This window comes from Micromonospora sp. NPDC005197 (assembly GCF_040608295.1).
Classification (GTDB): Bacteria; Actinomycetota; Actinomycetes; order Mycobacteriales; family Micromonosporaceae; genus Micromonospora.
In genome coordinates this window covers 1-4,055 of the sequence record NZ_JBEXHY010000234.1, presented here as the reverse complement: position 1 = coordinate 4,055, position 4,055 = coordinate 1, and the positions used below count along the sequence as shown (strand labels likewise).

Here is a 4,055-nt window from a genome sequence, read left to right as displayed (position 1 = left end):
ACGGTCAGGTCGGCCGCGCGCTGCCGCTCGGTGTCGCGCTGCGCCCGCAGGTCCCGCACCTCGTTGCGGGCCTGGTCCCGGTCCCGTTCGGCCTGGGCGCGCAGCGCCTCGGCGGCGCTGACGTCGTGCCGCGCCTGATCGCGGGAGGCCTCGGCGTGCCGCGCCCGTTCGTCGGCCGCGGTGGCCTGGCGCGCCGCCTGCTCGGCGCGCTGGCGGGCGTCGTCGGCCTCGGCGCGGGCCGCGCGGGCCTGCTCGCGGGCGCGCGCCGCGTCGGCCGCCGCAGCCTCGGCGTCGTCGCGGGCCTCGTCGCGTTCGGTCTGCGCCGCCGCGATCTCGGTGGCGGCCTCCGCGCGGGCCTGCGCGAGTTGCCGCTGCACGCCCCCGGGGGACAGCTCGGCGTGCAACGCCTCGGTCAACGTCTCGACGATCTGGTCGAGACGGTCCACCGCCTCCCAGGTGCGGGCCACCTGACCGGGCAGGCCGGGCGCGTTGCGGTGACGCATCCGGCTGTTGCGCGAGGCGCGCTGGCAGGCGCCGTCGTTGTCGCGGCAGTAGCGAAACGGCCGGCCCGCGCCGACACGCTGCGGCACCGGTCGTCCACAGTGGGCGCACGGGCGGGTTTCGGTGGGGGTGAGCGGGGCGTCCATCGAGGGCGAAGTCTAGTGCCGGCCGCTCAGCTCGCGGCCCGGGCGGTCGTGTCCAGGGTGTAGCGGCGTTGCAGCAGCAGCGCGGCGAGCATCGCCGCCGCGGGCAGCAGCCCGAAGCCGTAGCGGACCGCCGCGAGCGCCGCGTCCGGCTGCACCGGCGACTCGCCCGCCGTCGACGCCACGAAACCACCCACGGCCAGGCACAGCGCGTACGCGTAGGGGCCGAGGGCCGCGCCGGTGGCCTCGGTGGCCGTCCACACCCCGGTGTAGGTCCCCGCGCCCGTCGCAGCACCGGCGCCGGTGTCAGCCGCGGCCGCGCGGATCACGTCGGGCAGCATCGAGAACGGCAGCAGCTGCATGCCGGCGAACGCCACCCCGAGCACCGCCACCGCCGCCACCAGCACCGGCAGGCCCGCCGGGCGACCCACCGCCAGCACCAGCGACCCGGCCGCGAACGCGCCCTGCGCGCCGAGCAGCGCCCGCTGCTTGCCGACACGGCGGGCCAGCAGCAGCCAACCGGGAGTGACCAGCAGCGCCGGCGCGACGAACGCGGCCACCAGCACCGTGGTCAGGCCGGGAGCGCGCAGCTCGTACTCGGCGTAGTAGGGCACCCCGGCCAGGACCAGGTGGGTGGTCGTGGACATGGCCAGGTAGGCGGCGACCAGCCAGCGGAACTGCGCGTCGCGCAGGGCGGTGCGCAGCGCCCGCCACCCGCCGTGGCCTGCCGTCGTGGTGCTCGCCGCGGCGCCGCGCAGCCGGGCGATGCCGGCCACGCCGACGAGCATGGCGGCGAGCATCCCGACGGCCAGGACCACGCCCATGCGCTGGTAGCCGGCGCGGGTCGCGGCGTCGCCGCCGGTCAGCAGCGGGGCCAGCAGCCCGGAGGCCAGGATGCCGAGGGTCAGCACGACCATCCGGAACGCCATCAGCCGGGTGCGTTCGTCGTAGCCGATGCGCAGGTCGGCCGGGGTAGCCAGGTAGGGGACCTGGTAGGCGGCGAAGAGCAGGTTGCCGGCGGCGAAGAACACGGCCACCCACGCGGCGGCCGGCACGCCGGTCAGGCCGCCGGGCACGGCGAAGAGCGCGGCGAACGCGACCGGCAGGGCGCAGCCGAGCAGCAGCAGCCGCCGCCGGTCGCCCCGGCGGGCCTGCGCGACGTCGGCGCGGTGCCCGATCCAGGGGTGCAGCAGCACGTCGGCGATCTTCGGCAGCAGCAGCGCGAGGCCGGCCAGCCACGGCCCGACGGCCAGCACGTCGGTGAGGAAGTAGAGCAGCAGCAGGCCGGGCACGGTCACCCAGACGCCCATGCCGAGCGAGCCGGCCGCGAAGCCGGCCAGCGGGCCGCGGGGCAGTGTCGCGTCGGTGGCGGCCGCGGGCCGCCGGTCGAGCCCGGTCATCGCCGCATCCTCTCCGCAATCCAACAGTTGCTGGATTCTAGGGGCAGAATGGCGGCCATGACCATGCCCCGACGCCGTCCGGGTCGGCCCCGGCGCGACGAGACCCGACCGACCCGCGAGGTGGTGCTCACCGCAGCCACCGCGCTGTTCGCCGAACGCGGCTTCGACGCCGTCGGGCTGCGGGAGGTCGCCGCCGCCGCCGGGGTGGACGTCGCCACGGTCGCTCACCACACGGGTACGAAGGCGGCCCTGTACGAGGCGTGCTTCGCACGGGTGTTCGCCGTCGAGCGGGAGGTCCTCACCGAGGCCGCCGCGCGGGCCCGCGCGGCCCTCGAATCCGGGCCGGACGCGGCGCGGCGGGCGCTGCACGACCTGGTGGACGCGTTCGTGGACTTCCTGGAGGACCATCCGGAGACCACCGCGCTGTGGCTGCGGCGCTGGTTGGAGCCGCAGCGGCACGCCGAGCTGGACCAGCGCTACTCCGAGCCGCTCTACCGGCTGGTGGCGGAGCTGCTGACCGCCGCGGCGTCCGCCGGCGCGCTGGCCGAGCCGACCCCGCACATCACCGTGCGCAGCCTGGTCTGGGCGACGCACGGGCACGTCGTGGCGCTGGCCGCGGGCGCGCCGGGCGCTCGGGAACGGCGCGAGTTCCGGGCGTTCGTGCACCGCCTCCTGGACGGGCTCTACGGACCGCCGGGCCCTTGACGGGCCGCCGCCACCCGACGATTATCCATCGGACGTTGGATTAATTGGGGGCAGCGATGCAGGCACCACCCAGGGTTGCGGTGATCGGCGCCGGCGCGGCCGGGCTCGCCGCCGTCAAGGCACTGCGCGACGCGGCCGTCGCGGTGGTCTGCTTCGAGGCCACCGACCAGGTCGGCGGCCTCTGGGTGTACGGGGCGCCCGACTCGCCCGCGTACCGCACGCTGCACCTGAACACCAGCCGTGGCCGCACCGAGTTCGCCGACCACCCGATGCCCGCCGACTGGCCCGACTACCCGGACCACACGCGGGTCGCCGGCTACCTGGCCGACTACGCCGACCGCTTCGGGCTGCACGACGCCATCCGCCTGCGGCACACCGTCGAGCGGGTCACCCGGCGACCCGACGGCACGTGGACGGTCGCCGCCAGTGGGCCGGACGGGCCGGTCGAGGTCGCCGTCGAGGCCGTGGTCGTCGCCAACGGACACAACCGGGCGCCCCGGCTGCCCGACCCGGCGTACCCCGGCGCCAGCACCGCCGAGCAGCTGCACAGCCACGACTACCGGGGCCCCGAGCAGCTGACCGGGAAACGCGTCCTGGTCGTCGGGGGTGGCAACTCGGCGATGGACATCGCGGTGGACGCCTCGTACGCCGCCGAGCGGGCCCTGCTGTCGCTGCGCCGGGGCGTCTGGGTGGTGCCCAAGTACCTGCTGGGCCGCCCGTCGGACACCCTCAACGGCGCGCTGGCCCGCCGGCTGCCGTGGCGGCTGCGCCAGCGCATCAGCCAGACGATGCTCACCGCCACCGTCGGCAGCCCCGCCCGCTACGGCCTCCCCGCGCCCACGCACGGCTTCCTGCAGGACCATCCGACACTCTCCGACGGGCTGCTGTCCCGGCTGACCCACGGCGACGTCGAGGCCCGCCCCGGCGTCGCCGCCCTCGACGGCGATCGGGTCGAGTTCACCGACGGCCGCGTCGACGAGGTCGACCTGATCGTCTGGTGCACCGGGTACCGGGTGGAGATCGGGTTTCTCGACCCCGAGCTGCTCGGCGGCGGCGCCGACACCCTGCCGCTGTACCGGCACGTGTTCCACCCCGAGGCCCCCGGCCTGATGTTCGTCGGGCTGATGCAGTCCACCGGCTCCGCGTTCCCCCTGGTCGAGGCGCAGGCCAAGCTGATCGCCGCGCAGCTCGCCGGCCGGTACTCGCTGCCCGACCGGGCCCGGCAGCGGGCCTCCTGCCGGGCCGTGCGGGGGGGGGGGGGTCGGGGGTCCACACCGCGGAACTCCAATAAACACAAAACCCATCA

The 4,055-nt window shown here is 76.1% G+C and carries 3 protein-coding genes and 1 pseudogene; 2 read left to right on the top strand and 2 right to left on the bottom strand.

Annotation, left to right across the window (positions count from 1 at the left end; all coding sequences use genetic code 11):
* Both ABZU46_RS31290 and ABZU46_RS31285 read right to left on the bottom strand, forming a co-directional pair.
* Positions 1–647: pseudogene (locus ABZU46_RS31290) on the bottom strand (hypothetical protein); the annotation flags it as partial.
* A gap of 26 nt (positions 648–673) precedes the next feature.
* On the bottom strand, positions 674–2,044 hold the full coding sequence (locus tag ABZU46_RS31285) for an MFS transporter (RefSeq protein WP_354863299.1): 1,371 nt from the start codon (positions 2,042–2,044) through the stop codon (positions 674–676).
* 57 nt (positions 2,045–2,101) lie between these two features.
* Between ABZU46_RS31285 and ABZU46_RS31280 the strand changes: the two genes are divergently transcribed.
* Positions 2,102–2,749 (top strand): TetR/AcrR family transcriptional regulator, encoded by a 648-nt coding sequence (locus ABZU46_RS31280; protein ID WP_354863298.1) that lies wholly within the window; start codon positions 2,102–2,104, stop codon positions 2,747–2,749.
* A 56-nt stretch (positions 2,750–2,805) separates the two neighbouring features.
* On the top strand, positions 2,806–4,055 hold a 1,250-nt coding region (locus ABZU46_RS31275; protein WP_354863297.1), incomplete at its 3' end, for an NAD(P)-binding domain-containing protein.

Excerpts from the sequence above, each read along its gene's own strand:
- ABZU46_RS31285 (WP_354863299.1), bottom strand. The coding sequence starts at position 2,044 with ATGACCGGGCTCGACCGGCGGCCCGCGGCCGCCACCGACGCGACACTG.
- ABZU46_RS31280 (WP_354863298.1), top strand. The coding sequence starts at position 2,102 with ATGACCATGCCCCGACGCCGTCCGGGTCGGCCCCGGCGCGACGAGACC.